This window comes from Klebsiella sp. JB_Kp031, from assembly GCF_040064295.1.
Classification (GTDB): domain Bacteria; phylum Pseudomonadota; class Gammaproteobacteria; order Enterobacterales; family Enterobacteriaceae; genus Klebsiella; species Klebsiella quasipneumoniae.
On sequence record NZ_JBEAJW010000031.1, the window covers coordinates 42,252 to 67,625 of the forward strand.

Annotated in this window: 25 protein-coding genes; 9 read left to right on the top strand and 16 right to left on the bottom strand. The window is 58.4% G+C overall.

The window, feature by feature from the left end; all coding sequences use genetic code 11:
* The first annotated feature begins 18 nt into the window (after positions 1 to 18).
* Together ABLV64_RS14710 and ABLV64_RS14715 are read left to right on the top strand one after the other, a co-directional pair.
* On the top strand, positions 19 to 1,284 hold the full coding sequence (locus tag ABLV64_RS14710; RefSeq protein ID WP_004203654.1) for an MFS transporter: 1,266 nt from the start codon (positions 19 to 21) through the stop codon (positions 1,282 to 1,284).
* Between the two features lie 51 nt (positions 1,285 to 1,335).
* Positions 1,336 to 1,929 (top strand): maltose acetyltransferase domain-containing protein, encoded by a 594-nt coding sequence (locus ABLV64_RS14715; protein WP_017899831.1) that lies wholly within the window; start codon positions 1,336 to 1,338, stop codon positions 1,927 to 1,929.
* A gap of 121 nt (positions 1,930 to 2,050) precedes the next feature.
* On the opposite strand, the gene rhaM is transcribed toward ABLV64_RS14715, so the two are convergent.
* The 9 genes from rhaM to rhaB form a co-directional block, all read right to left on the bottom strand.
* Positions 2,051 to 2,365 carry an L-rhamnose mutarotase gene (gene rhaM / locus ABLV64_RS14720; protein WP_017899830.1) on the bottom strand — a complete coding sequence of 105 codons (315 nt, stop codon included), beginning with the start codon at positions 2,363 to 2,365 and terminating at the stop codon, positions 2,051 to 2,053.
* The gene (gene fucO / locus ABLV64_RS14725) at positions 2,362 to 3,510 is read right to left on the bottom strand and encodes a lactaldehyde reductase (RefSeq protein WP_065904279.1); all 1,149 of its coding nucleotides are present in this window, start codon (positions 3,508 to 3,510) and stop codon (positions 2,362 to 2,364) included. The genes rhaM and fucO overlap by 4 nt, the downstream gene beginning before the upstream one ends.
* Before the next feature lie 89 nt (positions 3,511 to 3,599).
* Positions 3,600 to 4,604, bottom strand: coding sequence for an ABC transporter permease (locus ABLV64_RS14730; RefSeq protein WP_065904277.1), 1,005 nt, complete (start codon positions 4,602 to 4,604; stop codon positions 3,600 to 3,602).
* On the bottom strand, positions 4,601 to 5,608 hold the full coding sequence (locus ABLV64_RS14735; RefSeq protein WP_023319423.1) for an ABC transporter permease: 1,008 nt from the start codon (positions 5,606 to 5,608) through the stop codon (positions 4,601 to 4,603). The genes ABLV64_RS14730 and ABLV64_RS14735 overlap by 4 nt, the downstream gene beginning before the upstream one ends.
* Positions 5,605 to 7,116 (bottom strand): sugar ABC transporter ATP-binding protein, encoded by a 1,512-nt coding sequence (locus ABLV64_RS14740; RefSeq protein WP_004203660.1) that lies wholly within the window; start codon positions 7,114 to 7,116, stop codon positions 5,605 to 5,607. The genes ABLV64_RS14735 and ABLV64_RS14740 overlap by 4 nt, the downstream gene beginning before the upstream one ends.
* Before the next feature lie 145 nt (positions 7,117 to 7,261).
* Entirely contained in the window at positions 7,262 to 8,248 is a 987-nt protein-coding gene (gene rhaS / locus ABLV64_RS14745) for a rhamnose ABC transporter substrate-binding protein (RefSeq protein WP_004203661.1), read from the bottom strand.
* Between the two features lie 81 nt (positions 8,249 to 8,329).
* The gene (gene rhaD, locus ABLV64_RS14750; RefSeq protein WP_004203662.1) at positions 8,330 to 9,160 is read right to left on the bottom strand and encodes a rhamnulose-1-phosphate aldolase; all 831 of its coding nucleotides are present in this window, start codon (positions 9,158 to 9,160) and stop codon (positions 8,330 to 8,332) included.
* A gap of 151 nt (positions 9,161 to 9,311) precedes the next feature.
* On the bottom strand, positions 9,312 to 10,571 hold the full coding sequence (locus tag ABLV64_RS14755) for an L-rhamnose isomerase (RefSeq protein ID WP_004203663.1): 1,260 nt from the start codon (positions 10,569 to 10,571) through the stop codon (positions 9,312 to 9,314).
* Positions 10,568 to 12,034, bottom strand: coding sequence for a rhamnulokinase (rhaB, locus tag ABLV64_RS14760; RefSeq protein ID WP_053810897.1), 1,467 nt, complete (start codon positions 12,032 to 12,034; stop codon positions 10,568 to 10,570). The genes ABLV64_RS14755 and rhaB overlap by 4 nt, the downstream gene beginning before the upstream one ends.
* Before the next feature lie 310 nt (positions 12,035 to 12,344).
* Between rhaB and rhaS (ABLV64_RS14765) the strand changes: the two genes are divergently transcribed.
* Both rhaS (ABLV64_RS14765) and rhaR read left to right on the top strand, forming a co-directional pair.
* Positions 12,345 to 13,181 (top strand): HTH-type transcriptional activator RhaS, encoded by an 837-nt coding sequence (gene rhaS, locus ABLV64_RS14765; protein ID WP_004203665.1) that lies wholly within the window; start codon positions 12,345 to 12,347, stop codon positions 13,179 to 13,181.
* Between the two features lie 73 nt (positions 13,182 to 13,254).
* Entirely contained in the window at positions 13,255 to 14,100 is an 846-nt protein-coding gene (rhaR, locus tag ABLV64_RS14770; RefSeq protein WP_004203666.1) for an HTH-type transcriptional activator RhaR, read from the top strand.
* Between the two features lie 32 nt (positions 14,101 to 14,132).
* On the opposite strand, the gene rhaT is transcribed toward rhaR, so the two are convergent.
* The gene (gene rhaT, locus ABLV64_RS14775; RefSeq protein ID WP_004203667.1) at positions 14,133 to 15,167 is read right to left on the bottom strand and encodes an L-rhamnose/proton symporter RhaT; all 1,035 of its coding nucleotides are present in this window, start codon (positions 15,165 to 15,167) and stop codon (positions 14,133 to 14,135) included.
* A 289-nt stretch (positions 15,168 to 15,456) separates the two neighbouring features.
* On the opposite strand from rhaT, the gene sodA reads away from it, so the two are divergent.
* Together sodA and yiiM are read left to right on the top strand one after the other, a co-directional pair.
* Positions 15,457 to 16,077, top strand: coding sequence for a superoxide dismutase [Mn] (sodA, locus tag ABLV64_RS14780; protein ID WP_004203668.1), 621 nt, complete (start codon positions 15,457 to 15,459; stop codon positions 16,075 to 16,077).
* A 72-nt stretch (positions 16,078 to 16,149) separates the two neighbouring features.
* Positions 16,150 to 16,824, top strand: coding sequence for a 6-hydroxyaminopurine reductase (gene yiiM, locus ABLV64_RS14785; RefSeq protein WP_032455462.1), 675 nt, complete (start codon positions 16,150 to 16,152; stop codon positions 16,822 to 16,824).
* 63 nt (positions 16,825 to 16,887) lie between these two features.
* Here the strand turns inward: yiiM and cpxA are convergent, their stop codons facing one another.
* A complete protein-coding gene (cpxA, locus tag ABLV64_RS14790) occupies positions 16,888 to 18,261 on the bottom strand; it encodes an envelope stress sensor histidine kinase CpxA (RefSeq protein WP_004203670.1) in 1,374 nt (457 codons plus the stop codon).
* Positions 18,258 to 18,956 (bottom strand): envelope stress response regulator transcription factor CpxR, encoded by a 699-nt coding sequence (gene cpxR / locus ABLV64_RS14795; RefSeq protein ID WP_004203671.1) that lies wholly within the window; start codon positions 18,954 to 18,956, stop codon positions 18,258 to 18,260. The genes cpxA and cpxR overlap by 4 nt, the downstream gene beginning before the upstream one ends.
* Positions 18,957 to 19,105: 149 nt before the next feature.
* Here cpxR and cpxP point away from each other — a divergent pair, with 149 nt between their 5' ends.
* From cpxP to pfkA, 3 genes are all read left to right on the top strand, one after another.
* Positions 19,106 to 19,609: a cell-envelope stress modulator CpxP gene (gene cpxP / locus ABLV64_RS14800; protein ID WP_004203672.1), complete on the top strand. Its 504-nt coding sequence runs from the start codon at positions 19,106 to 19,108 to the stop codon at positions 19,607 to 19,609.
* Positions 19,610 to 19,768: 159 nt separating this feature from the next.
* Positions 19,769 to 20,671, top strand: a complete 903-nt coding sequence (gene fieF / locus ABLV64_RS14805; RefSeq protein WP_002882907.1) for a CDF family cation-efflux transporter FieF — start codon at positions 19,769 to 19,771, stop codon at positions 20,669 to 20,671.
* Positions 20,672 to 20,867: 196 nt separating this feature from the next.
* Entirely contained in the window at positions 20,868 to 21,830 is a 963-nt protein-coding gene (gene pfkA / locus ABLV64_RS14810; protein WP_002882911.1) for a 6-phosphofructokinase, read from the top strand.
* Positions 21,831 to 21,891: 61 nt separating this feature from the next.
* On the opposite strand, the gene rraA is transcribed toward pfkA, so the two are convergent.
* The 4 genes from rraA to hslV form a co-directional block, all read right to left on the bottom strand.
* The gene (gene rraA, locus ABLV64_RS14815; protein WP_002882913.1) at positions 21,892 to 22,377 is read right to left on the bottom strand and encodes a ribonuclease E activity regulator RraA; all 486 of its coding nucleotides are present in this window, start codon (positions 22,375 to 22,377) and stop codon (positions 21,892 to 21,894) included.
* Positions 22,378 to 22,469: 92 nt separating this feature from the next.
* A complete protein-coding gene (gene menA / locus ABLV64_RS14820) occupies positions 22,470 to 23,390 on the bottom strand; it encodes a 1,4-dihydroxy-2-naphthoate polyprenyltransferase (RefSeq protein ID WP_004203673.1) in 921 nt (306 codons plus the stop codon).
* 69 nt (positions 23,391 to 23,459) lie between these two features.
* The gene (gene hslU, locus ABLV64_RS14825; protein ID WP_004203674.1) at positions 23,460 to 24,794 is read right to left on the bottom strand and encodes an HslU--HslV peptidase ATPase subunit; all 1,335 of its coding nucleotides are present in this window, start codon (positions 24,792 to 24,794) and stop codon (positions 23,460 to 23,462) included.
* A 9-nt stretch (positions 24,795 to 24,803) separates the two neighbouring features.
* Positions 24,804 to 25,334 carry an ATP-dependent protease subunit HslV gene (gene hslV / locus ABLV64_RS14830; RefSeq protein WP_002882918.1) on the bottom strand — a complete coding sequence of 177 codons (531 nt, stop codon included), beginning with the start codon at positions 25,332 to 25,334 and terminating at the stop codon, positions 24,804 to 24,806.
* Positions 25,335 to 25,374: the final 40 nt, after the last annotated feature.

Sequence of the window (25,374 nt, forward strand, 5' to 3'; positions counted from 1 at the left end):
CTTCTTGAGGAAAATATAATGAACCCGACCGTCTGTACCCACAAAAACAACCCCAACTTCTGGATTTTCGGGCTGTTCTTCTTTCTCTACTTCTTCATCATGGCCACCTGCTTTCCGTTTCTGCCGATCTGGCTGTCGGATGTTATCGGCCTGAATAAAACTGAAACCGGCCTCGTTTTCTCCAGCCTGTCGCTGTTCGCCATCTGTTTCCAGCCGGTTCTCGGGGTGATCTCAGACAAGCTGGGGCTGAAAAAACATCTGATGTGGATCGTGACCGTTCTGCTGGTGCTGATTGCTCCCTTCTTCCTCTATGTTTTCGCGCCGCTGCTGAAAACCAACATCTGGCTCGGGGCGCTGAGCGGCGGCGCCTATATCGGCTTTGTATTCTCCGCAGGCGCCGGCGCGATGGAGGCCTATATCGAACGGGTAAGCCGCAACAGCGGGTTTGAATACGGCAAGGCGCGCACCTTTGGTTGTCTGGGATGGGCGCTGTGCGCCACCACCGCCGGCATGCTGTTCAGCATTAATCCCGAATGGGTGTTCTGGATGGGGTCGGCCGCCGCGCTGCTGCTGGTGGTGCTGGTGGCTATCGCCAAACCGCAGGCCAGTCAGTCCGCGCAGGTAATGGACTCGCTCGGCGCCAATCGCCCGGCGATCGATTTAAAAACGGCGGTGCGCATGTTCCGTCAGCGGAAGATGTGGATGTTTATTCTGTATGTTATCGGCGTAGCCTGCGTGTATGACGTTTTCGATCAGCAGTTCGCCACCTTCTTCAAATCGTTCTTTGCGACCCCGGAAGCAGGCACCCGTGCCTTTGGTTTCGCCACCACCGCGGGAGAAATATGTAACGCCATCATTATGTTCAGCTCGCCGTGGATTATTAACCGCATCGGAGCGAAGAATACCCTGCTGATCGCCGGGATGGTGATGGCGGCCAGAATGATTGGCTCTTCCTTCGCCACCACCGCCGCGGAAGTGGTGGCGCTGAAGATGCTCCATGCGCTGGAAGTGCCGTTCCTGCTGGTGGGCGCCTTTAAATACATCACCGGCGTGTTTGATGTCCGGCTGTCGGCGACCATTTATCTGGTGGGCTTCCAGTTCGCCAAACAGGTGGCGGCGATCTTCCTCTCCGCCTTCGCCGGCAATATGTATGATCGGATCGGCTTCCAGGAGACCTATATGATCCTCGGCGGAATAGCCCTGACGGTCACCTTAATATCCGCGTTTACGTTAGCGGGCAAGGCGAAAAGTGAGCCGCTGCGCGATAATGCGATGACCGTTTAATTATCAACATTCCGTGGCACAGGGTGGTGCCTGACAGAGAAGGAAGATGTCATGATGGATATGAAAAAACGTATGAACAGCGGTGAGCTTTACCTGGATGCAGGATATGGCTTGCCGGAGCAGCGGCTGATGGGTAAAGCGCGGGCCTATGAATATAATCATTCGCATCCGTTTAATCAGGAATTGCGCAACGATATTATTCAGCGCATGTTCGCGAAAGTCGGCGAACAATGCTGGATAGAGCCGCCGATCAATATTGCCTATGGGATCCATACGACGATTGGTGATAATTTTTATGCCAATTTTAACCTCACGCTGGTCGACGATGCGGACATTATCATCGGCAATAACGTCATGTTTGCGCCAAATGTCACTATCTCCACCGCCGGGCATCCCATCCACCCCGCGCTGCGCCATACGCATCAACAGTTTTCATTACCGGTAGTGATTGAAGATGGGGTCTGGTTAGGCACGGGGGTGATTATTAATCCCGGGGTAACGATTGGCCAGAATTCAGTCATAGGCGCGGGCAGTGTGGTAAATCGCTCTATACCGGCGAATGTGGTTGCCGCTGGCGTACCTTGCCGGGTATTAAGAGAAATTACCGATGCGGATAAAGACAAATACGCACTTTTCCCCGGATGATGGACGAGAGAAACAGGGGAGCGTAAAGGATCGTGTCCCCTGTTTTGCATTATCGCCGTTGAACCGGCCTCCAGCCCGCATGGGGGGAGGCCGGGGAAAGTACTCTCCGGCGTCGCGGGTTTCACGCCAGATAAAACACTTCTTTGAGCTCCGCGCTCAGCGGGCTGTTGTCCGGGTTGCTGGGCATCACCTCGCGCATGTATTTCCACCAGCGCTGGCACACTTCCGTGCTGGCGACCGCCTCCCAGCGGGCTTCCGACTCAATCTCCACCGTGGCGAACAGCAGGTTGCGCTCTTTATCGAGATAAATGGCGTAGTGGTGCGCGCCGTGCGTTTTCAGCACCGCCTCCAGCTCCGGCCAGATGGGGTTGTGGCGACGTGCATACTCCTCGTGCGCGTCAGGGTTCACCTGCATCACAAAGGCTTTGCGGATCATAATGCCTCCAGATAGAGCTCGCGTACCTCATCGCGGCTGGCGGGGCGCGGGTTACACGGCGCGCACGGGTCGGCCAGCGCTTTGTCCAGCCAGCCTTCGATATCGGCTTTGCTGACGCCAAGCTGGCTGAAGCCCTGGGGGATCCCTACGCGTTTGCTCAGCGCGCGAATGGCGTTGATGGCCTCCATGCTGGCGGCTTCATCGCTCATGCCGCGGGTATCGACGCCCATCGCCTGCGCCACGCGGGCAAAGCGCGCCACCGCGTTCGGGCGGTTAAAGTTTTCGATGATCGGCAGCAGGATGGCGTTGCACACCCCGTGCGGCAGGTTGTGGGTGGCGCCAGGCTGATGGGCCAGGGCGTGTACCAGCCCGAGACCGGCGCTGTTGAACGCCATGCCCGCCAGATACTGGCCAAAGGCCATCTGTTCGCGGGCCTGCAGATCGTGTCCCTCCTCTACCGCTTTTGGCAGCCACAGGTTGATCAGGCGGATGGCCTCGAGGGCGTTGGCGTCGGTCAGGGGATGGGCGCCAACGGAGACAAAGGCCTCGATGGCGTGGGTCAGGGCGTCCATGCCGGTGGCGGCGGTAACGGCTGGTGGGATGTCGAGCATCACGCTGGCGTCGTCGACGGCGATATCCGGGATCAGGTTCGGGTCGATAATCACCTCTTTTACCTGACGCTCGCTATCGATAATCACGGCGTTGCTGGTCATCTCCGCCGCCGTGCCGGCGGTGGTGTTGATGGCCACCAGCGGCACGCCAGCGTTTTTCACTTTGCCGACGCCGGAGTAGGCGGTGGAGGGGCCTGGGTTGGCGGTGAGGATTTTTATCGCTTTGGCGGTATCAATCGGGCTGCCGCCGCCGAAGGCGATCAGGTAATCGCAGCGGGCCGCCTGGTACGCCGCATAGCCTTGCTGCACCAGCGCTTCGGTGGGGTTGGGGAACACGTCGTCAAACAGCTGATAAGCCATCTGCTGTTCATCCAGCGCGGAAAACAGACTGTCCAGCAGGCCCAGCTTCACCAGTTGACCGTCGGTGACGATCAGCGCCTTGCCCCACTGTTTGCCCGCTACCAGCTTGACCATATCACCGATAGCGCCTGCGCCGTGGAGGCTGATTTTAGGTAATGCCAACATAAAACTCATGATAATTCTCCTTAATGTTGATTTTGGGAAATCCGTTTCCCCTCATCCCGCCCTTCTCCCTTGGGGAGAGGGCCAGGGCGAGGGGGAAATTAACATCGTCTTCGCTGCAGCATCCGCCGGGCCATAATCGGCAGGGAGATCACCACGATCAGCATCGCGCCGATAATCACCGACATCACGATGCCGGGGATGTTCAGCAGGCTCAGGCCGAAGGTCACCAGCCCCATCAGAAAGGCGGCGATGATCACCCCGGGCATGCTGCCGGAACCGCCAAGAATATTGACGCCGCCGAGCACCGCCATGGTGACAACCGCCAGCTCCCAGCCCATCGCCAAAGTGGGGCGGGTACTGCCGAGCCGTGAGGTCAACAGGACCGCCGCCAGCCCGGCCATCAGCCCGACCAGCGCGAACAGCGCGAGGTTATGTCGCTTCACGTTGATCCCGGAGTACCAGGCGCCGGTCGGGTTATTGCCGATGGCGTAGGTTCGGCGGCCAAAGTTGGTTTTATGCAGCAGGAAGGTGAAGGCAGCCGCGAGGAGGATAAACAGCGCAAACTCAAAAGAGAGCGCCCCCCACACGTACCCCTGGCCGAACCAGGCAAAGCTCTCCGGGTAGTGGTTGAGCGCCTGATCGCCCAGCAGGATATAGGTGATGCCGCGATACAGGCTCATGGTGCCGATGGTGATCACAATGGACGACAAGTTAAAGCGAGTCACCAGCAAGCCGTTGAACAGGCCGCACAGCAGACCTACGCCCAGGCCGATGACCACCAGCAGCGGGGTGCCCATCCCCGCTGCCGCGCAGAAGCCCATCACCGTTGAGCTGAGCGCCATCGTCGAGGCCACCGACAGATCGATTTCCCGGGCGATAATCAGCATCGCCATCGGCAGGACGACGATCGCCTTCTCGGTAAAGGTAAAGGTCGCGTCCGAGAGGTTCCAGATATTGAGGAAGTAAGGGGAAGCCAGGGCGTTGCCGATAAATACCGCGAGGGTCACCGCCAGTAAAAACCCTTCCCAGCACAGCAGGCGGCGCAGCGGCGACGGCGCGGCCGGGGCGTTTTTCATCTCTTCAGATACCATCATCTTGCTCATGATTTCACCCCTTGTTTCTGCCGGGCTAACGCCGCGTTACGCAGGATTAACCGCCCGTGACCGCGATTGCCGCGCTCGTTAAGCAACACCGCCATGACGATCACCGCCCCGGAAATCGCCATTTGCCAGAACGGCGAGATGCCGATCACCGGCAGGGCATTATTGATGACCCCGAGGAACAGCGCGCCGCACAGGCAGCCCAGTACCCGTCCGCTTCCGCCCATGGTGCTGATACCGCCGATCACGCAGGCGGCGACCACCTGCAGCTCAAAGCCGTTCGCCACATCGACATAGGCGACGGCGAAGCGCGAGATCCACAGATAGCCGCAGAAGCCAGCCAGCGCGCCGGAGAGGCAGAAGCTGACGAACTGCATTTTCCCGGCGTTAATGCCGGTGTAATACGCCGCCGTCGCGTTGCCGCCCGCGGTATACAAGGCCCGGCCGGTGCGGCTGTAGCGCAGGAAGTAACCCACCAGCAGCAGCGCGGCGATGGCGCACCAGCTCAGCAGCGGCAATCCCAGGAGGGTGCTGCGCGGCAGACTGAGAAAATCAGCGCTCATCTGATGTGAGTTAACCCAGCCGCCGTCGGTCAGCAGGAAGATAATGCCGCGATAAATGCTCATGGTGCCCAGGGTCACCACGATGGCGGGAATGCCGAGGCGCCAGACCAGCAGGCCGTTAATCATCCCCATCAGCAGGCCCAGCAGGGTTGCCAGCGCCAGCAGCGCTACCACCGGAATACCCGGATTATGGGCATTGAGCAGGGCGACGATCATCCCGGTCAGCGCCAGGTTGGCGGCCATCGACAAATCGATGCCTTTGGTGAGCAGCACCATCATCTGTCCGAGGGCGAGAATGATAAGGATGGCGGTATCGTTAAACATCTCCACCAGATTACCCGGTGAAACGAACGACGGCGCCCGGCTGCCAATGGCGCCGATCATCAAAATGATGACCAGCGCCAGCAGCGCTTCGCGATGCTTCAGCCATGCGTGTCCCATCATGCTGCCTCCTGGCCGATGCCGCTGGCGGCGCTAACGATGGTTTCCGCCGTCGCTTCCCCGGCCCGGTACTCGGCGACCATCAGCCCTTCATGCATCACGATAATCCGGTCGGCCATGCCCATCACTTCCGGCAGCTCTGACGAGACCATAATCACCGCCAGCCCCTGGCTGACCAGCTCGGACATAAACTGATGCACAGCGGCTTTTGAGCCGATATCGATGCCTTTGGTCGGCTCATCGAGGATGATCACCTCGGGCTGGGTCGCCAGCCATTTGCCGATCACCACTTTCTGCTGGTTGCCGCCAGAGAGGGTCTCCACCGGCTGCCGCCAGCTGGAGGCTTTAACCTGCAGGCGCGAGGCGTACTCGTCCGCCAGCCGCCATTCCCGGGCGTCGTTCAGGACGCCGTTAGGATTGAGCTTGCTCAGCTGCGGCAGACTGATGTTCTGGGCGATAGGCAGGGCGATGATCGCCCCCTGTTTCTGTCGCTCTTCCGGTACGCAGACGATGCCCGCGCGGATAGCGTCGGCGGGTTGGCGAAAGCGCATGGGGCTGCCGTTCAGTCGGATCTCGCCGGAGGAGGGATGCGTTACGCCGGAGAGCGCCTGCATCAGCTCGGTGCGTCCGGCGCCCACCAGGCCGTAAAAGCCGAGAATTTCCCCCTTGCGCAGGCTGAAGCTGATATCGGCAAACTCGGTAGGATGACAAAGATCGTTGACCTCCAGCACCGTTTCCCCTGGGGTACAGTCGACTTTTGGGTAGGTTTGGCTGATCGCCCGGCCCACCATCATCGACACCATCCGCTCTTCGGTAATATCGCTCATCATCCCGGAGCTGACGTACACCCCATCGCGCAGGATGGTGTAATAGTCGGCCAGCTCGAAAATTTCATCGAACTTATGCGAGATAAACAGGATCGCTTTGCCGTCCTGCTTCAGACGCTCAACGATGTGATAAAACTCCAGGATTTCATGCTGGGAAAGCGCGGCGGTCGGCTCATCGAGGATCACCGCCTGGGCGTCGAAAGCCAGCGCCCGGGCAATCGCCACCATGTGCCGCTGGGCGATGCTGAGCGTTTTTAACGTTGCCCGCGGGTCGATCTGGACTTCCAGCCGGGCGAGGATCTCACCAGCCCGGCGGTGCATCGCCGGCCAGTCGAGCGTTTTGAGCAGTCCCTTATACAGATACTGGCCGACGAAAATGTTTTCGCTGACCGAAAGTTCGTCAAACAGTATGGTTTCCTGGTGGATGGCGGTGATCCCCATCTTGTGCGCCGACTCCGGCGTCGGCAGATGAATGGGAATCGCTTTATAGAGGATCTCCCCCTCTTCGGGCTGATAAATACCGGTCATCACTTTGACCAGCGTGGATTTCCCCGCGCCGTTTTCGCCGATGAGGGCGGTCACTTTGCCGGGCCAGAGATCGAGCTGCACGTTCTCAAGGGCGCGCACACCGGGAAAAATCTTGGTGATCCCCTTCAGCGACAGCAGTGGTGTTGATGCTGACATGATAGTTCTCCGTAAAATCGCCCCTCACCCTAACCCTCTCCCCAAAGGGGAAAGGGAATGGTACGGCGCCCGCAGGCCGCATCGCGCAGAGGGCCAGCCGTTCCCCCTCTCCCTCTGGGAGAGGGCCGGGGTGAGGGAACAAGGGTTAGAAAATTTTCGAGAACTTATCGATGTTGCTCGCATCGTAGACAAACGGCTCGGCCATCGCGCCATTCCCTTCGGCGTCCAGCTTCACTTTGCCCAGCTTGCCCATACTGGCTTCGGTTTTGGTCGCCGTGCCTTTGACTAAATCGTCGGCCAGATAGGTGGCGGCGTAACCGAGGTCAATCGGGTTCCAGATGGCGAAGCTTTTGCTGGCGCCAGACTTGATCGCGCCGGCCATTTCCGACGGCAGCCCCAGCCCGGTGACATAGACTTTGCCAATTTTTCCCTGGTCCTTCACCGCCTGCGCGGCGGCAACAATTCCCACCGATGACGGCGAAACTATGACTTTCAGATCCGGATATGATTTCAGCAGGCCCACCGCTTCGCGGTAGCTTTTATCCGACAGATCGTCACCGTAGGCTACGGTCACCAGATTGACGGACGGATACTGCGGCAGCACCTTTTTCATCTCCTCAATCCAGATATTCTGGTTAGTGGAGGTCGGGGTGGCGCTTAACACCGCCACATCCCCCTTCTCCACGTTCAGCGCCTTCAGCGCATCGGCGGCGAGCTTGACGTTGGTCTCGCCAATTAAGGCGTTATTGGAAGGATTAAGATGGATCTGGCGGCCTGCCGGCGCCACGCCGGAGTCCCAGGAAACCACTTTGATGCCGCGCTGCATCGCTTTTTTCAGCACCGGCACCACCGCGTCCGGATCGTTGGCGGAAATGGCGATCGCATCCACCCCCTGGGCGATCAACCCGTTCAGCACATCGATCTGCGCTTCGGCGGTGGTGGTGGTCGGGCCGGTGTAGATCACTTTGACATCACCTAACTCTTTGGCGGCCTGTTGGGCGCCAACGTTGGCGGCTTCGAAGAAGCCATTTCCCAGCGATTTCGCCACGAGGGCGATTTTAACTTCTGCTAAGGCGGAACCGGACAACGCCAGGGCGGCAACGGTGAGGATCAAGCTTGTCTTTGTTTTCATTGCTTTTACTCCACATGAGTCAGTTTTGTAGGGTTTGCAGGTGAGGCTTCGCCCCGTCTCGGTGAGCGGGGCGCGATGTTGTTATGGATAAAGATCTAACGCGGACTGCAGCGGCTGGACGTTGAAGCGTTTGCCAAGAGCGATAAGCTCTTCGCGAGTGATGGTCTGCTTCATCCCGCCCATGGACAGGACTTTCACCAGCACTTCGGCGGACTTCTCGGCAGTGTCGATCAGGCCGAAGGTCTCATCCAGGGTTGGGCCGCTGCCGAAGACGCCGTGGAACGGCCACAGCACCAGCGAGTGTTTTTGCATGGTTTCCGCAGTCGCCTGGCCGATTTCATCTGTGCCTGGCACCATCCACGGCAGAATGCCGACGCCATCCGGGAAGACCACCAGACATTCGGTGCTACCTTCCCACAGCTTGCGGGTGAACAGATCGCTGTGGTTCTCCAGGACGTAGGTCAGGGCGATCAGATTGGTGGCATGACAGTGCATGATCACCCGGTCCTTGCCGTCGGTCAGTTTGATGCGCTCGCTGTGCGACAGGAAGTGTGCCGGCAGCTCGGAGGTCGGCACCGCATCCTCCGTCAGACCCCACAGGATATGGTATCCCGCGCCGTCGCTGTCGACTTTCACCACGCCAAGGTTAGCGGCCGGGTCGAGCTGGACATTACGGAAGAATTTGCCGGAACCGGTGACGATAAACGGCTGGTTGGCCAGGGTTGGCATCGGCTGGCTGAGGGCGATATAGCGGGGTTTAGCGTGGAAATCCGCCGCGTAAGGTTCGATATCCGCCTCATCCAGACGCAGCGTCAGGTTGCCGCCGTTGCGCTCGTCCCAGCCTTTCAGCCAGGCGTCGGAGGTGGCTTTGATCATGCCCTGGACGAACCAGGCGTCGATAATGGTCTGCATAGTCTTGTCTTTCCTGTTAATTCGGTGGGGGTAGCCCCTCACCCTAACCCTCTCCCCACAGGGGAGAGGGAACGGTTCGGTGCGCTCTGGCAACATCGCGCAGTTCGTAGCCCGGGTAAGGCGTCAGCCGCGACCCGGGGAAGCCCGTGTATTACCCGCGCTGGCTCAGAACCGCATTCTCATAAGCCCGCACGTTGTCCAGCCACTGGCTGCCCGCCGGCGTGTCGTGACGCTGGCAGTACATCTCCCAGATGGCCTGCCACGGCAGGGATTTTTGCTCTTCGAGCAGCGCCAGGCGGGCGGTGTAATCGCCGTCGTTCTCCAGCTGGCGCAGCTGGTTGGTCGGTTCCAGCAGGGCGCGCAGCAGCGCTTTTTTCATATTGCGGGTACCAATCACCCAGGCCGCGATGCGGTTGATGGAGGCATCGAAGAAGTCGAGGCCGATGTGCACGCGGTCAAACAGGTTATGGCGAATGATTTCGCTGGCGATGGCCTGAGTCTCATCATCCAGCAGTACCACGTGGTCGCTGTCCCAGCGCACCGGGCGGCTGACGTGCAGCAGCAGGCGCGGGATGTAGAGCATGGCGGCGGAGATCTTGTCGGAGATGACCTCCGTCGGGTGGAAGTGGCCGGCATCCAGGCACAGCGCCGTCTGGCGGCTGGTGGCATAGCCCATATAGAACTCGTTGGAGCCGACGGTATAGCTTTCGGCGCCGATACCGAACAGCTTGCTCTCGACGGCGTCAATGTGGTGCGCCGGGTCGAATTTTTCGCTGATGACTTCATCCAGCGCGTTCAGCAGCCGCTGGCGCGGCGCGAAGCGGTCAACGGTAATGTCCTTCATGCCGTCCGGCACCCAGATATTCATCACCGACGGGGTGCCCAGCTGTTCGCCAAAATAAGCGGATACGCGGCGGCTGGCTTTGCAGTGGTCGATCCAGAACTGGCGGATCTCATCGTTGGCATGCGACAGGGTAAAGCCGTCGGCGCTCAGCGGATGCGAGAAGCAGGAGGGGTTGAAATCCAGCCCCAGTTTGTTGGCTTTCGCCCACTCGACCCAGTTTTTAAAGTGCTCCGGCTTTATCTCATTGCGCGCCACCGGCGCGTCGGCTTCCAGATAAATAGCGTGCAGGTTGAGACGTTTTGGCCCCGGAATCAGGCTCAGCGCCTGCTCAAGGTCGGCGCGTAGCTCCTGAGCATTGCGCGCTTTGCCCGGGTAATTGCCGGTGGCCTGGATGCCGCCGGTCAGGCTTCCCGCCGGATTTTCGAACCCGGCGACGTCGTCACCCTGCCAGCAGTGCATGGAAACGGGCAGACGGTCCAGCTGGCGCAGGGCCTCCTCGACATCCACGCCGACGGCGGCGTAGCGCTGCTTAGCAATTTCCCAGGCTTGTTCAAGTTGAGTGGTCATGCGCAAAGCTCCTTGGTCTGTTGTGGCTGAAACTGCGCCACGAAACGGGCAATTTCACTATCAGGATTGGGGGTAAAGGTGGTGAGGGATGCGTTGCCGCGCACCACCTGACGAAACTCATCGACGCTGGCCAGCTCGTCGAGGGTCATTAACTGGATGCCGATATTGCCGAGGGTGGAGGCCTCTGTCGGGCCGGCCACGACGGCGATCCCGCAGGCGTCGGCGCACAGCTGGTTGAGCAGTTCGTTCTGGCAGCCGCCGCCGACGATATGCAGCTGGCTAAAGGGCTGGCCGCGCAGCGCCGCCAGCTCGTTAAGCACCCGGGCGTAGAGCAGCGCCAGGCTGTCGAAAATGCAGCGCGCCAGTTCGGCGTCGCTGTGAGGAACCGGCTGGCCGGATCCGCGGCAGGCGGCCTGGATCTCGGCGCTCATACTGGCCGGGTTGATAAAGCGGTCGTCATTGCAGTCAATGATGAAGCGACACGCCGGCAGCGCGGCAGTGCGGGCGATCAGCCCCTGCAGGTCGCTGACGTTTTGTTCTTTCAGCACCCGCTGCAGCAGCCACAGGCCCATGATATTTTTCAGCACCCGATAGCGGCCTTCGGCTCCGCCTTCGTTGGTGATATTGGCCTGCAGCGCCGCGTCGCAGGTGTAAGGGGTCAGGCTTTCAAACCCCATCAGCGACCAGGTGCCGGAGGAGAGATAGGCGGCGTGGCCGTCGGCCAGCGGGGAGGCGATCACCGCGCTGGCGGTGTCGTGACTGGCGACGGCGACCACCGGAATACGGTTGCCTTGCGGGCAGATCCAGTGGCCTGTCACATTGCCGGGATGCGTCGGGGTGCCAAACCACTCGCGCGGCGCGCCGGTCCAGTTCAGCAGCGTCTCATCCCAGTTATCGCTGTGGATGTTGACCAGCTGGGTGGTGGTGGCGTTGGTATATTCCCAGTTCAGATTGCCGGTCAGGCGGAAGCTGAAATAGTCGGGGATCAGCAGGGCATGGGCGGCCTGACTGACCAGCTCCGGCTGCTGTTCCACCAGGGCGCGCAGCTGATAAAGGGTGTTAAACGGCAGAAACTGAATGCCGCTGCGGCGATAGATCTCCGCCCGGCCCAGCTGTTCTTCAGCGTGACGTAGCAGGCCCTGGGTGCGATCGTCACGATAGGAGACCGGCAGCCCGACGCGCTGACCCTGCTTATCCAGCAGGACATAATCCACGCCCCAGGTATCGATGCCGATGCTGTCGATCAGGATGCCCTGCTCACACACTTTCTCCAGCCCGCGGCGGATCTCGCCTTCGAGGCTATCGAGATCCCAGCAGTCGAAGCCATCGACCTTCTGCAGGCTGTTGGTGAAGCGATGAATTTCACGCAGCGTCAGGGCGCGCGGCCCGGACTGATAGCTGGCGAGCATGACCCGCCCGCTGGAGGCGCCTAAATCGACGGCGACACAATGACGAATACTCATGGAACGATCCTTCTTAAAATCATTGTCCGCAGTCTAAAAAAGGGCGCTGACTCACACCTTCTCGCTACGGACAGCCGAAACTGGCCGCTGGCAAGAAAGCAAAGGTGACCGTGAGGAAAATCACAAATTGCGGTTTTGGGCGGTGGTAAGGAGGATGTGATGGGGTCCGCAGTTCCGCATCTTTCCGGCTGATTCTTGAAAAAGCGGCAGGATTTACGAATTTCATGGTCAAAAATTGAAGGCCGGATAGCCAACCCTTCATTACTATCAGCCGGTGACTGATAATTTTTCTCATTACGAGGGTGGCATCATGACCATATTGCACAGTACGGATTTCTTTAAGGCCGGGATCTCGACGGTGGCTATTGAACCCCGCCTCCCTCAGTCGGCCTTTCCTGAGCATCACCATGATTTTCATGAAATTGTCATCGTTGAGCAGGGTACGGGCATTCACGTCTTCAATGGCCAGCCCTATACCATCGGCGGCGGCTCGGTCTGCTTTATTCGCGATCACGACCGGCATCTTTACGAGCACACGGACAATCTGTGTCTGACCAACGTGCTCTATCGCGCGCCGGATGCGTTTCGGTTTCTCGCCGGGGTCAGCCAACTGCTGCCCCAGGAGCAGGAGGGGAACTACCCATCGCACTGGCGGGTGAACCAGACGGTCCTGCAGCAGGTTCGGCATATCGTGGCGCAGATGGAGGCCATGGGGAGCGAAACGGATACCCATGCCGTCGCCAGCCGTGAGATCCTGTTTATGCAGCTATTGGTGCTGCTGCGGAAAAGCAGCCTTGCGGAAGAGGCCACCAACAACGATGCGCGGCTTAATCAGCTGCTGGCCTGGCTGGAAGACCATTTTGCGCAGGAGATCTGCTGGGAGGAGGTGGCGGCGCAGTTTTCGCTGTCGCTGCGTACCCTGCACCGTCAGCTGAAGCAGCAGACCGGCCTGACGCCGCAGCGCTATCTCAATCGGGTGCGCCTGATGAAAGCCCGCCACCTGCTGCGCCACAGCGATGAAAGCGTGACGGATATCGCCTATCGCTGCGGATTCGGCGACAGTAACCACTTTTCGACGCTTTTTCGCCGCGAGTTTTCCTGGTCGCCGCGCGATATCCGCCAGGGCCGCGACGCTATTCTTCAGTAACGCGAGAGGAGTCAACGTATTGCGGAGCAAAAACGCGAATAATGCGCCGTTATCCGCGTTGGGAGTGTGAGCCGTGGCCGGTTTGATTCTACGTAAAGAGGAATTTTTCCCTTCCGCCACGCAGGCGGTGGCGGTGGCTGACCGCTATCCGCAAAACGTCTTCGCTGAACACACCCATGAGTTCTGCGAGCTGGTGCTGGTGTGGCGGGGCAACGGGCTGCATGTTCTCAACGACCGTCCCTGGCGCATTACCCGCGGCGATCTGTTCTATATTCGCGCCGAAGATAAACACTCCTATGCTTCCGTTAACGATCTGGTTCTGCAGAACATCATCTATTGCCCGGAGCGGCTGCAGCTCAATTTCGACTGGGCGGGGGCGATCCCTGGCCTCTTCGGCACCCCGTGGAAGCCCCACTGGCGCATGGGCAGCACCGGTATGGCGCAGGCGCGTCAGGTGATTAGTCAGCTTGAGCATGAGTGTTCCCGGCACGATGCGCAGGGGAATGCGATGGCCGAGCTGTTGTTTGCTCAGCTGGCGCTGACCCTCCAGCGGCATCGCTACGCGACGGATAACCTGGCGGCGACGCAGCGCGAAGCGCTGTTGGACAAACTGCTGGCCGCGCTGGCGGCCAGCCTGAGCCGCCCCTTTGTCCTGGAGCGTTTCTGCGAGCAGGAGGGTGGCAGCGAGCGGGCGCTACGTCAGCAGTTTCGCCAGCAAACCGGGATGACCATCAATCACTATTTACGCCAGCTGCGGATCTGCCATGCGCAGTATCTGTTGCAGCATACCGAGCGCTTAATCGGCGATATCGCCATGCAGTGCGGCTTTGAGGACAGTAACTACTTTTCGGTGGTGTTCAGCCGGGAAATCGGCATGTCGCCGGGGCAGTGGCGGCAGCGCAGTCGCGCCGCCGCCTGAAGCGCGTCTTTGTCAGGCAAATGCTCCGGTGCTTAACGGGCCATTCCCAGACCGACGATGTTGGCGGCGATGATGATCACCACGCAGCCGAGGCTCAGGACGCTCACCGGACGACGACCGGCGTTGTTCCACTCTTTCAGCACCAGACCCACCAGACCGCCGCACAGTACGTAGAAGCTCATGTGCAGCATCCAGCTCATATAGTCATACTGCGCCGGAATGCTGGCGTGGCCCCAGGCATAGAAGAAGAACTGGAGATACCACATCAGGCCGCCGAGGGCGGAAAGCAGCAGGTTGCTGATGATGAGGGGTTTGGCCAGCGAGAAATCGGCTTTGACGGACAGGCTCTTCACTTTTGCCAAACGAATAAAGCAGAAGCCAAGGTTAACCAGCGCCCCGCCGCCCATAATCACCACGTAGCTTGGCAGCGCCGCATATAACGGGTCGACGCCGAGCGCCGCGGCGGCATCATGCATCGGTTTGGCGGCGTTCATCGCGAACGACATCCCTGCCGAGAAGATACCGCACATCACCGCCAGCAGAAGCCCTCTCTTCAGATTGAACTCTTCGGCTTTGATGCCCATTTTGCGCTCTTTCAGCTGGCCCGCGCGGGTGACGATGCCAACGCCAACCACCGCCACCAGCACGCCGAGCAGCGTCATTTGACCGCCCTGGGTGTGCATCAGCACCGAAAACTGACCGTTAATAATCGGCGTCATCAGCGTACCGACAATCAGCGTGATGCCAATGGCGATGCCAATCCCCATCGACATGCCGAGATAGCGCATGGTCAGGCCATAGTTGATATTACCGATACCCCACATGGCGCCGAACAGAAAGACCGGCAGCAGCGTGGAGGCGTTAAAGGAGCGGTAGTAGGCCCAGAAATCGGGTAACAGCGTGGCGCTGATGGCCCAGGGCAGGATCAGCCAGGAGACGATCCCCCCGACCGACCACATGGTTTCCCACGACCAGTGTTTTACTTTCTTGAACGGGGCATAGAAACAGGCGGCACTGGCGGCCCCTATCAAATGCCAAAAAATACCCATCGTAATCGCGTGGTTCATTGATTTTATCCTCATCTTTTTTTATCGGAGACGGCGGCTTCCGATGCGATGAGTGTAAAAATTAGCCGCTTTGGCCGCCTTCAGGACGTTGCCACAGGATGGCGAACTCTGGCAACCATGGGCTTAATTAGTTGTTCTACATCACAAAACGGCGGGTATTTCTTCTGGTTATATCCATATGAAAAATACGGCATTGATAAGCATTTTCAATACCATTTAATTAACTATAATGGACAAACTGCTTACGCGGCGTTAACACTTGAGCCGCTCGACAATAATGGAGATGATTATGAGCTATACCCTGCCATCCCTGCCGTACGCTTACGATGCTCTGGAACCGCACTTCGACAAGCAGACGATGGAGATCCATCACACCAAACACCATCAGACCTACGTGAACAATGCCAACGCCGCGCTGGAAAGCCTGCCGGAGTTCGCTAACCTGTCCGCTGAAGAGCTGATCACCAAGCTGGATCAGCTGCCGGCTGACAAAAAAACCGTACTGCGTAACAACGCCGGCGGCCACGCGAACCACAGCCTGTTCTGGAAAGGCCTGAAAACCGGTACCACTCTGCAGGGCGATCTGAAAGCGGCTATCGAGCGCGATTTCGGCTCTGTGGACAACTTCAAAGCGGAATTTGAAAAAGCCGCTGCTACCCGTTTCGGTTCCGGCTGGGCGTGGCTGGTCCTGAAAGGTGACAAACTGGCCGTTGTCTCCACCGCTAACCAGGATTCCCCGCTGATGGGCGAAGCCATTTCCGGCGCTTCCGGCTTCCCGATCCTGGGTCTGGACGTGTGGGAACACGCTTACTACCTGAAATTCCAGAACCGTCGCCCGGACTACATCAAAGCCTTCTGGGATGTGGTGAACTGGGACGAAGCTGCAGCGCGTTTTGCCGCCAAAAAATAAGGTTGCAATGTGCTAAGAGAGAAGCGAGTCTGATGGCTCGCTTTTTTTATATCGGTAGCAAGGAGAGCAGAGATGCATTATCCGGTGAATGTCTTTGTTGGCAAAATCAGGGACTACACGGGCAGTCGTCCCAGCGCGATCGGCAAAATCCAGGTTGACGGCGAGTTGCAGCTCGGCGATCTCGGTCTCGAAGGGGATGAGCAGGCGGAGAAGAAAATCCACGGCGGGCCGGACCGCGCGCTGTGTCACTATCCGCGCGAACACTATGCCGACTGGATCCGTGAATTCCCCCAGCAGGCCGATCGGTTCTGCGCCCCGGCGTTCGGCGAAAACCTCTCCACCACCGGGCTCACCGAACAAAACGTCTACATTGGCGATATCTTTCGCTGGGGCGAGGCGCTGATCCAGGTCACCCAGCCGCGCTCTCCGTGCTTCAAGCTCAACTTTCATTTTTCGATCAATGACATGGCTCAGCTGATGCAAAACAGCGGGAAGACCGGCTGGTTGTATCGGGTGATCGCCGGGGGGAAAGCCTCCAGCGATGCGCCGCTCGAGCTGGTCTCTCGCCTGAGTGAGGTCAGCGTCCATGAGGCCGGGGCGATTGCCTGGCATATGCCGTTTGATGACGATCAGTACCACCGCTTATTGTCGGCCGCGGGCCTGTCGGTGAGCTGGAGCAGAACCATGCAGAAGCGCCGTTTAAGCGGTAAGATCGAGGATAGTTCGCGGAGATTATGGGGGAAATAATTCCCCCATATTGAGTATTTCCGGGGATGCTCCCGGCTTAGCGTAGCGCAAGCCGGGATATCATCAGGTGCGCTTATACAGCGGCAGCCAGAGGGTTAAGCGCAGACCGCCCAGCGGGCTGTCGTCGGCCTTCACCCAGCCACGGTGCTGCTGAATAGCGGTTTCGACAATCGCCAGCCCCAGGCCGGTGCCGCCGGACTCGCGGTCGCGCGCCTCGTCGGTCCGGTAGAATGGCCGGAAAATCTGCTCGCGATCCTCCGGACTGACTCCCGGGCCGTCGTCATCGACGTTAACCGTAATCCCGTCTTTATCCACCGAGAAGCTGACGGAAATCTTCGTGTGCGAGTAGCGCAGGGCGTTGCGGACGATGTTCTCCAGCGCGCTTTCCAGCGCATTGGGGTTACCGTACAGCGGCCACGGGCCAGGAGGATACTCAACGGTGAAGGATTTACCCATCTGCTCGGCTTCAAACGCCGCGTTGTCCAGCACTTCGCTCCACAGCTGATTGGCTTTGACCGTCTCGCTCACCAGGGCGTTTTTCGCCTGATTGCGCGACATCACCAGCAGGTCGTTGATCATGCTGTCCAGCCGGTGCGCTTCAGTTTCGATGCGCTCCAGCTCCTTGCTCTCACCGCTGCGGCGGCGCAGCAGGGCGGTGCCCAGCTGCAGGCGCGTAAGCGGCGTGCGCAGCTCATGCGAGATATCGGACAGTAGCCGTTGCTGGCTGGTCATCATCCGCTCCAGGGCCGTCACCATCTGGTTAAAGCTGGCGCCGGCGGCTAAAAACTCCTGCGGTCCAGCTTCCAGCTCCGGATGCTGCCGCAGGTTGCCCTGGGCGACCTCGTCGGCGGCATTTTTCAGCTTACGCGCTGGTTTCGCCAGGCTCCACGCCAGCCACAGCAGCAGCGGGGCGCTAACCAGCATTGTGACGATCAGCAGCAGCAGCGGCCGGTCAAACAGCAGGTTGATAAAGTCGGATTGTGAGGTGCTGGCGGGACGGATCAGATACAGCTGATAGTTATCCTCCCCATCCCTGACGGAGAACGGGCCCACCATTTCCAGGCGGCCATAGCGTTTTTTCTGCGGATGATCGGCGTTATCGGCCTGGCCGATAAAGTTGCGAATGATCTGCATCTCGTTGCGTTCTGCGCCGATCACGCGGCCTTCGCTGGTCACCAGCAGCAGGCGTTGCCCAGGAGGCGCCCATTTATCGATGGCGCGAAACAGACGACGCCACCACATCAGGTCGTTCGGCGGATCGTTGGCCAGCTCGGCCTCGACGTGCTGCTCGATCATGATGCCTTGACGCTGCTCGCTTTCCAGCAGCTCGGTCATCTGCCGGGAGTCCAGTTTGGGCAACATCAGCACCAGCATCAACACCAGCGCCAGCGTGAGCCAGAAGATGGCGAAGATGCGTGCAGTCAAACTTCCAATCATGAAGCGGAAACCATCAGATACCCGCGGCCACGCAGCGTTTTAAACCACGGATGGCCATCTTTGCGCTCCGGCAGCTTACGCCGCAGGTTGGAAATATGCATATCGATAGCGCGGTCGAACGGCGTCAGGCGCTTGCCTAACACTTCCTGGCTTAAATGTTCGCGTGACACCACCTGGCCGAGATGCTGCGCTAACAGATAGAGCAGGGTGAACTCGGTGCCGGTGAGCTCCAGCGTCTGGCCATCGAAATTGGCTTCCTGACGGCCCGGATTGAGGCTTAAGGCATCCACTTCCAGGGTCGGCGAACCGGCTTCGGTCGTCTGCTGCTGTTCGCTCCAGTGGGAACGGCGCAGAATCGCGCGTATACGCGCCACCAGTTCACGATCGTTGAACGGCTTAGGCAAATAGTCATCTGCGCCCAGCTCGAGGCCGAGAACGCGATCCAGCTCGCTCCCGCGCGCTGTTAGCATGATAACCGGTGTCTGGTGTGTCTGACGCAGCTCTTTCAGCGTATCGATACCGTTTTTCTTCGGCATCATTACGTCGAGCAGCAATAAATCAATGCTGTCGTCCAGAAGGGCCAGCGCCTGTTCCCCATCATGGGCCACCAGCACGTTAAAACCTTCCATATCGAGCAGCTCTTTTAACAGGGAGGTGAGCTCCCGGTCATCATCAACTAACAGGATTTTATTCATTGTTTAAATACCTCCGAGGCAGAAATTACGTCATCAAGGCCCGCTAATCCATGACTTTACGTTGTTTTACACCCCCTGACGCATGTTTGCAGCCTGAATCGTAGACTGTCTCTCGTTGAATCGCGACACAAACGTTTTGGGAGTATGTGATGCGCAATGTTATCGCTGCCGTCATGGCCTCAACGCTGGCGCTAAGTGCAATTAGCCAGGCCGCTGAAGTCGTTACCAGCGTTAACTGGCTCCCCGGAGACGAAGGGGGACAGCGCGGTAGCCAGAGCCATATGTTTGACGGCATAAGTTTAACCGAGCAGCAACGTCAGCAGTTACGGGATCTTATGCAACGGGCACGCCACGACAGGCTCCCCGTTAATGTTAGCGAAATGGAGACAATGCATCGCCTTGTCACCGCGGAAAATTTTGATGAAAACGCTGTGCGCGCTCAGGCAGAAAAGATGGCGCAGGAACAGGTTGCTCGCCAGGTCGAGATGGCTAAGGTCCGCAACCAGATGTACCACCTGCTTACGCCAGAGCAGCAAGCGGTTTTAAATGCTAAGCACCAGCAACGTATGGATCAGTTGCGTGAGGTTGCAAGGATGCAGAAAGGCTCAGCGATGATGCTTTCGAGTAGTAGCAACACCCTGCAACCCCAGTAACAAACCCTGTTTTCCTTGCCATAGACACCATCCCTGTCTTCCCCCCTCATGATGAGGGGGTTTTTTTTGCCCTTTTTTCGGCAAATCAACTTCTTCGCCTTTCCCGTGAGCGTCACAAGTTCAGGTTATACTAAGCGCAGTGCAGGAGAAGGAGCCTATATGAATCAATCTTATGGCCGGTTGGTCAGCCGCGCCGCTATCGCTGCGACAGCGATGGCCTCTGCGTTACTTTTGATCAAAATTTTTGCGTGGTGGTATACCGGTTCAGTCAGTATTCTGGCTGCGCTGGTGGATTCGCTGGTGGATATTGCCGCCTCGCTGACCAACCTGCTGGTGGTTCGCTATTCGCTGCAACCAGCTGATGAAGAACACACCTTTGGCCACGGCAAAGCGGAGTCGCTGGCGGCGCTGGCGCAAAGCATGTTTATCTCCGGCTCGGCGCTGTTCCTGTTTCTCACCGGTATTCAGCACCTGGTGCGTCCGGAGCCGCTGCAGGCCGCCGGCGTCGGGGTCGTAGTGACGCTGATCGCTCTCGTCAGCACGCTGGCGCTGGTGACTTTCCAGCGCTGGGTGGTGCGAAAAACCCAGAGCCAGGCGGTGCGGGCGGATATGCTTCATTATCAGTCTGATGTTATGATGAACGGCGCCATTCTGGTGGCGCTGGGCCTATCCTGGTACGGCTGGCATCGCGCCGATGCGTTGTTTGCCTTAGGAATTGGCATCTATATTTTATATAGCGCGCTGCGGATGGGCTATGAGGCGGTTCAGTCGTTACTCGACCGCGCTTTGCCTGACGAGGAGCGTCAGGACATTATCACCATCGTGACCGCATGGCCCGGCATCCGCGGGGCGCACGATCTACGAACGCGGCAGTCAGGGCCGACCCGCTTTATTCAGATTCATTTGGAAATGGAAGATAACCTCCCGCTGGTGCAAGCCCACGTGATTGCAGACCAGGTGGAGCAGGCGATTCTGCGCCGTTTCCCGGGATCCGATGTCATTATCCATCAGGATCCCAGTTCTGTGGTGCCAGCGGCGCAGCAGGGCTTTTTTGAGCGTTAGGTTATAGTCTGTAAATTCGATGTAAAAATGTGGGTCAGCTCGGCATTTTTTGTATAAATTACCGCCGTTTGGTCTGACCTGAATCAATTCAGCTTGAAGCGTTTGATATACTATTGTCATTAGCGTCGTGCACTCCTGGTGAGGGAGCGCTTCAGGCAACAGAATTATTTTTTGCTTCCTAAGTTCAGAGGTAGTCATGATTAAGAAAATCGGTGTGTTGACAAGTGGCGGTGATGCGCCGGGCATGAACGCAGCAATTCGTGGCGTTGTGCGCGCGGCATTAACGGAAGGTCTGGAAGTTTTTGGAATCTATGACGGTTACCTCGGCTTGTACGAAGACCGTATGGTTCAGCTCGACCGTTACAGCGTTTCCGACATGATCAACCGCGGCGGCACCTTCCTGGGCTCCGCTCGCTTCCCGGAATTCCGCGAAGAACACATCCGCGCTGTGGCTATCGAAAACATGAAGAAGCGTGGCCTGGACGCGCTGGTGGTTATCGGTGGTGACGGGTCCTACATGGGTGCGATGCGCCTGACCGAGATGGGCTTCCCGTGCATCGGCCTGCCGGGCACCATCGACAACGATATCAAAGGCACTGACTACACCATCGGCTTCTTCACCGCTCTGAGCACCGTGGTGGAAGCGATTGACCGTCTGCGCGACACCTCCTCTTCGCACCAGCGTATCTCCGTGGTGGAAGTGATGGGCCGTTACTGCGGCGACCTGACTCTGGCGGCGGCGATTGCTGGCGGCTGTGAGTTCATCATGGTGCCGGAAGTGGAATATACCCGCGACGATCTGGTGGCTGAAATCAAAGCCGGCATCGCGAAAGGGAAAAAACACGCTATCGTGGCGATCACCGAGCACATGTGCGACGTTGACGAGCTGGCCAGCTACATCGAGAAAGAGACCGGCCGTGAAACCCGCGCCACCGTCCTCGGCCACATTCAGCGCGGCGGTTCCCCGGTTCCTTACGACCGTATCCTGGCTTCCCGCATGGGCGCCTATGCGATTGAGCTGCTGCTGCAGGGCCATGGCGGCCGTTGCGTCGGCATCCAGAACGAGAAGCTGGTGCACCACGACATCATCGATGCCATCGAGAACATGAAGCGTCCGTTCAAGAACGACTGGCTGGATTGCGCGAAGAAACTGTACTAAGTTACGCGCCGGATAAACAAAAGGCCTTCTCATGGAGAAGGCCTTTTTTATGGCGCAAGGCTTATTCGATATCCAGCGGGTCTTCCGACAGGATCATCCCGGTGTTATCGGCATACAGATGGTCGCCGCTGAAGAAGGTCACGCCGCCGAAATTGACGCGCACGTCGCTTTCGCCGATGCCTTCGCCAGCTGCGCCGACCGGAATGGCCGCCAGCGCCTGGATGCCGATATCCAGTTCCTCAAGGTCGTCAACCTGGCGCACCGCGCCATAGACCACCAACCCTTCCCATTCATTCTGTACGGCCAGACGCGCCAGGTCAGCGTCAATTAACGCGCGTCGTACTGAGCCGCCGCCGTCGATCAGGAGAATATGACCACGGCCATTCTGCTCGAGCAGATCGTAGAGCAACCCGTTATCCTCGAAACATTTTACCGTAATGATCTGTCCACCAAACGACGACCGTCCTCCAAAGTTAGAGAACAGCGGTTCCACGACGTTGACATCTTCCTGGTAGATGTCACAAAGCTCGGAAGTATCGTATTTCATAGGCTTAACGTTCAGTTGCTGCGAGAGTTTTTAGTATATCCCGCGAATCGCATTGTTGGCAAAATCATCAATTGTTAATTGATATTTGTCAGTTAAGCCGCCAGCTTACTGGCAATAATCCCGATAACAAACAGTAGGTTGGTCAGTAAAGCCCCTTTGACCGTCTTTTCGAGCATCGGCCGCATCGCCAGCGGATCGGATTCGCGCAGGACGTAACGCGCCTGTTTGACCAGCAGCGGCGTAGCGAGAATAAACAGCCAGCCCCAGGCTGAATGCAGCGCCAGCAGGTTAAACAGCGCCAGACACAGCAGGGCGCCGAGCAGCAGGCAGGCATGATAGCGGCGGGCATTCACCGGCCCCAGGCGCACGGCGAGGGTGTTCTTCCCGTTCTGCCGGTCGCTGTCGATATCACGCAGGTTATTGATGTTCAGCACGGCGGTCGCCAGCAGACCGCAGGCCGTTGCCGGCAGAAAGATGGCCGCTTCCACATTATGCGCTTGCAGATACCAGCTGCCGAGGACGCTCAGCCAGCCGAAGAAAACGAGTACCGAAATATCACCAAGGCCGATATAACCATACGGGCGGGTGCCCACCGTGTAGGTGATGGCGGCCACGATCGACAAGCCACCCAGCGCGAGGAAGCCGATGAAATCGCCGACGCTCTGCCAGGCGACGCACAGCAGCGCCAGACCAAACAGACAGATCAGCGCGACGGTGACAATCAGGGCGCGCTTCATCTGCTGGGGGGTAATCACCCCTTTCTGCATCCCGCGCAGCGGCCCGATGCGGTCCGGTTTATCGCTCCCCTTGACCGCGTCGCCGTAGTCATTGGCGAGGTTGGAAAGAATTTGCAGCAAGCCGGCGGTGATCAGCGCCAGCAGGGCGACCCAGGGATCAAAATGCCCCTGCTCCCAGGCAAGGACGGTGCCAACAATAATCGCGGCAAATGCCAGCGGTAACGTTTTAGGACGCAGGCTTTCCAGCCACGCCTGAGAACGGCTGATATCAGTCATAGTTATTCTAGCCAATAAAAATGGGGGCGATAGCCCCCATCAACAGTGATGAAAATGCATTGCACCGGATTATAGGATAAAACGGCTCAGATCTTCATCTGCCACCAGAACATCCAGGTGCTTACTCACATATTCGGCATCGATAGTGACGGTCTGGCCGTTCATCTCGCTGGCATCATAGGAGATATCTTCCACCAGGCGCTCCAGCACGGTGTGCAGACGGCGCGCGCCGATGTTCTCGGTGGTTTCGTTTACCTGCCATGCGGCCTGAGCGATACGCTTGATACCGTCTTCGGTAAATTCGATATTCACCCCTTCGGTCGCCATCAGCGCCTTGTACTGCACGGTGATGGAGGCGTTCGGTTCAGTCAGGATGCGCTCAAAGTCGTGGGTGGTCAGCGCCTTCAACTCAACGCGGATCGGCAGACGCCCCTGCAGTTCCGGGATCAGATCGGACGGGCTGGCCACCTGGAACGCGCCCGAGGCGATGAACAGGATGTGGTCGGTCTTGACCATCCCGTGCTTAGTGGAGACGGTGCAGCCTTCCACCAGCGGCAGCAGGTCGCGCTGTACGCCTTCACGGGAGACGTCCGGGCCGGAGGTGTTGCCGCCGCGCTTACAGATTTTGTCGATTTCGTCGATAAAGACGATACCGTGCTGCTCTACAGCGTCGATGGCCTCCTGCTTCAGCTCTTCCGGATTGACCAGTTTGGCCGCTTCTTCTTCAATCAGCAGCTTCATTGCGTCTTTGATTTTCAGCTTACGCGGTTTCTGCTTCTGGCCGCCGAGGTTCTGGAACATGGACTGCAGCTGGCTGGTCATCTCTTCCATGCCCGGAGGGGACATGATTTCAACGCCCATCGGCGCCGCGGCGAGATCGATTTCAATCTCTTTATCGTCCAGCTGGCCTTCACGCAGTTTCTTACGGAACGCCTGGCGCGCCGCAGACGGTTCCTGCGACGGCTCAGTCTGGCCCCAGTTGTTCTTCGCCGGTGGGATCAGCACGTCAAGTACGCGCTCTTCAGCCAGCTCTTCCGCGCGGTAACGGTTCTTTTCAATGGACTGCATACGAACCATTTTGATCGCCGCATCGGTCAGATCGCGGATGATAGAATCCACTTCTTTACCGACATAGCCCACTTCGGTGAACTTCGTCGCTTCAACTTTAATAAACGGCGCGTTGGCCAGTTTCGCCAGACGACGAGCGATTTCGGTTTTACCGACGCCGGTTGGGCCGATCATCAGAATGTTTTTCGGCGTGACTTCATGACGCAGCTCTTCGTTAAGCTGCATCCGGCGCCAGCGGTTACGCAGGGCGATAGCAACAGAACGCTTGGCGGCGTCCTGGCCGATAATGTGTTTGTCCAGTTCGCTGACAATTTCGCGTGGGGTCATTTCAGACATGGGAGATCCTTACGCTTTAGAAGGTAATTCTTCGATGGTGTGGAAATGGTTGGTATAGATGCAGATATCACCTGCAATATCCAACGCTTTCTCGGCGATATCGCGCGCGCCCATATCGGTGTTTTCCAGCAGCGCGCGGGCCGCGGCCTGGGCGTAAGGACCGCCGGAGCCGATAGCAATCAAATCGTTTTCCGGCTGTACCACGTCACCGTTACCGGTGATGATAAGCGACGCGTTTTCGTCCGCGACGGCCAGCAGCGCTTCCAGCTTGCGCAACATCCGATCGGTTCGCCAGTCTTTAGCCAGCTCAACGGCGGCCTTCACCAGATGGCCCTGGTGCATTTCCAGTTTACGTTCAAACAGTTCGAACAGCGTGAAGGCGTCGGCGGTGCCACCAGCGAAACCGGCAATCACTTTGTCGTTGTACAGACGACGCACTTTTTTCACGTTGCCCTTCATTACGGTGTTGCCCAGCGTGGCCTGGCCATCACCGGCAATAACAACATGGCCGTTACGGCGAACACTTACAATTGTAGTCACGAGCAGACCCCTTGGTTGCAAAAGCGGAACAGGGGCCCCG

Coding starts and splice junctions, on each gene's coding strand:
- ABLV64_RS14710 (WP_004203654.1), top strand. CDS start 19: ATGAACCCGACCGTCTGTACCCACAAAAACAACCCCAACTTCTGGATT.
- ABLV64_RS14715 (WP_017899831.1), top strand. CDS start 1,336: ATGATGGATATGAAAAAACGTATGAACAGCGGTGAGCTTTACCTGGAT.
- rhaM (WP_017899830.1), bottom strand. CDS start 2,365: ATGATCCGCAAAGCCTTTGTGATGCAGGTGAACCCTGACGCGCACGAG.
- fucO (WP_065904279.1), bottom strand. CDS start 3,510: ATGAGTTTTATGTTGGCATTACCTAAAATCAGCCTCCACGGCGCAGGC.
- ABLV64_RS14730 (WP_065904277.1), bottom strand. CDS start 4,604: ATGAGCAAGATGATGGTATCTGAAGAGATGAAAAACGCCCCGGCCGCG.
- ABLV64_RS14735 (WP_023319423.1), bottom strand. CDS start 5,608: ATGATGGGACACGCATGGCTGAAGCATCGCGAAGCGCTGCTGGCGCTG.
- ABLV64_RS14740 (WP_004203660.1), bottom strand. CDS start 7,116: ATGTCAGCATCAACACCACTGCTGTCGCTGAAGGGGATCACCAAGATT.
- rhaS (WP_004203661.1), bottom strand. CDS start 8,248: ATGAAAACAAAGACAAGCTTGATCCTCACCGTTGCCGCCCTGGCGTTG.
- rhaD (WP_004203662.1), bottom strand. CDS start 9,160: ATGCAGACCATTATCGACGCCTGGTTCGTCCAGGGCATGATCAAAGCC.
- ABLV64_RS14755 (WP_004203663.1), bottom strand. CDS start 10,571: ATGACCACTCAACTTGAACAAGCCTGGGAAATTGCTAAGCAGCGCTAC.
- rhaB (WP_053810897.1), bottom strand. CDS start 12,034: ATGAGTATTCGTCATTGTGTCGCCGTCGATTTAGGCGCCTCCAGCGGG.
- rhaS (WP_004203665.1), top strand. CDS start 12,345: ATGACCATATTGCACAGTACGGATTTCTTTAAGGCCGGGATCTCGACG.
- rhaT (WP_004203667.1), bottom strand. CDS start 15,167: ATGAACCACGCGATTACGATGGGTATTTTTTGGCATTTGATAGGGGCC.
- sodA (WP_004203668.1), top strand. CDS start 15,457: ATGAGCTATACCCTGCCATCCCTGCCGTACGCTTACGATGCTCTGGAA.
- yiiM (WP_032455462.1), top strand. CDS start 16,150: ATGCATTATCCGGTGAATGTCTTTGTTGGCAAAATCAGGGACTACACG.
- cpxA (WP_004203670.1), bottom strand. CDS start 18,261: ATGATTGGAAGTTTGACTGCACGCATCTTCGCCATCTTCTGGCTCACG.
- cpxR (WP_004203671.1), bottom strand. CDS start 18,956: ATGAATAAAATCCTGTTAGTTGATGATGACCGGGAGCTCACCTCCCTG.
- cpxP (WP_004203672.1), top strand. CDS start 19,106: ATGCGCAATGTTATCGCTGCCGTCATGGCCTCAACGCTGGCGCTAAGT.
- fieF (WP_002882907.1), top strand. CDS start 19,769: ATGAATCAATCTTATGGCCGGTTGGTCAGCCGCGCCGCTATCGCTGCG.
- pfkA (WP_002882911.1), top strand. CDS start 20,868: ATGATTAAGAAAATCGGTGTGTTGACAAGTGGCGGTGATGCGCCGGGC.
- rraA (WP_002882913.1), bottom strand. CDS start 22,377: ATGAAATACGATACTTCCGAGCTTTGTGACATCTACCAGGAAGATGTC.
- menA (WP_004203673.1), bottom strand. CDS start 23,390: ATGACTGATATCAGCCGTTCTCAGGCGTGGCTGGAAAGCCTGCGTCCT.
- hslU (WP_004203674.1), bottom strand. CDS start 24,794: ATGTCTGAAATGACCCCACGCGAAATTGTCAGCGAACTGGACAAACAC.